The sequence below is a fragment of the Lactobacillus sp. HMSC08B12 genome (genome assembly GCF_001808415.1).
Taxonomy (GTDB): Bacteria; Bacillota; Bacilli; order Lactobacillales; family Lactobacillaceae; genus Lactobacillus; species Lactobacillus delbrueckii.
The window spans coordinates 1-865 of sequence record NZ_KV793185.1 but is presented as its reverse complement, the minus strand read 5'-3'; the positions used below and the strand labels follow the sequence as shown (position 1 = coordinate 865).

Here is an 865-nt window from a genome sequence, read left to right as displayed (position 1 = left end):
AGTGTTCAGTTTAATTTTACAATCGGCGAATAAAATTTTTTATGTTTCTTGCATTTCTTTAAATCATATGATATAGTATGTGTTGCATTGGTAAATCAATGGCTTAACCAATTTTTGTGCATTTCACTCTTCATTTTTGGGGATATGATATGAACCTTAATTAGCTTAATCCATAATGAAGAGGAGATATTTAAATGCAAGATAAAACTTTAGTATGTAAAGATTGCCACAAGGAATTCGTATTCACTGAGGGTGAACAGGAATTCTACAAGGAAAAAGGTTTCGATAACGAACCTCAGAGATGCCCTGAATGCAGAAAAGCAAGAAAACAGGAAAGAAGAAACTTCAACAACAGAAGTTATAGATAGTTTTCAGGGAGGCCTTAGGGTCTCCTTTTTTATTTGCTTTAATTTAATTTTTATTATTTCAACTATAGATGTTTACAAATTTCTAAAAAACTATATAATAATATAAATGGCTATTGATTATATTATAGGGAGTTGAGAGTTTATCATGAATAAAAACGGAGTTATTGCTGCCATATTAGCCTGATATAGGGATATTATACCCTTTTTTCAGACATTGGTAATAGTAACATCGTTTATTCAGGATAAACTCTTTTTGCTGCTATTTTATATATTGCAGCTGCGGCATCAAAATCAAAACAGATTTCAAATGTCAGTAATGGAAGAGGATTAAATTATCCTCTTCCATTTTTTATTGCTACCCTATACTATACTGAATTTCATAAATTTATATATAACACACTAACACACTAAAAATCTTAGAAACAAAATAACAAAAATTCGGAGGTATTACATTATGAGCATTTTAGATGAAAGGATCGACCAAAGTGGGATTCCTT

At 30.1% G+C, this 865-nt stretch carries 1 protein-coding gene; it reads left to right on the top strand.

What is annotated here, in order from left to right:
- The first annotated feature begins 194 nt into the window (after window positions 1-194).
- On the top strand, window positions 195-368 hold the full coding sequence (locus HMPREF3168_RS06935; protein ID WP_035175122.1) for a zinc-ribbon domain-containing protein: 174 nt from the start codon (window positions 195-197) through the stop codon (window positions 366-368).
- Window positions 369-865: the final 497 nt, after the last annotated feature.

Coding starts and splice junctions, on each gene's coding strand:
- HMPREF3168_RS06935 (WP_035175122.1), top strand. CDS start 195: ATGCAAGATAAAACTTTAGTATGTAAAGATTGCCACAAGGAATTCGTA.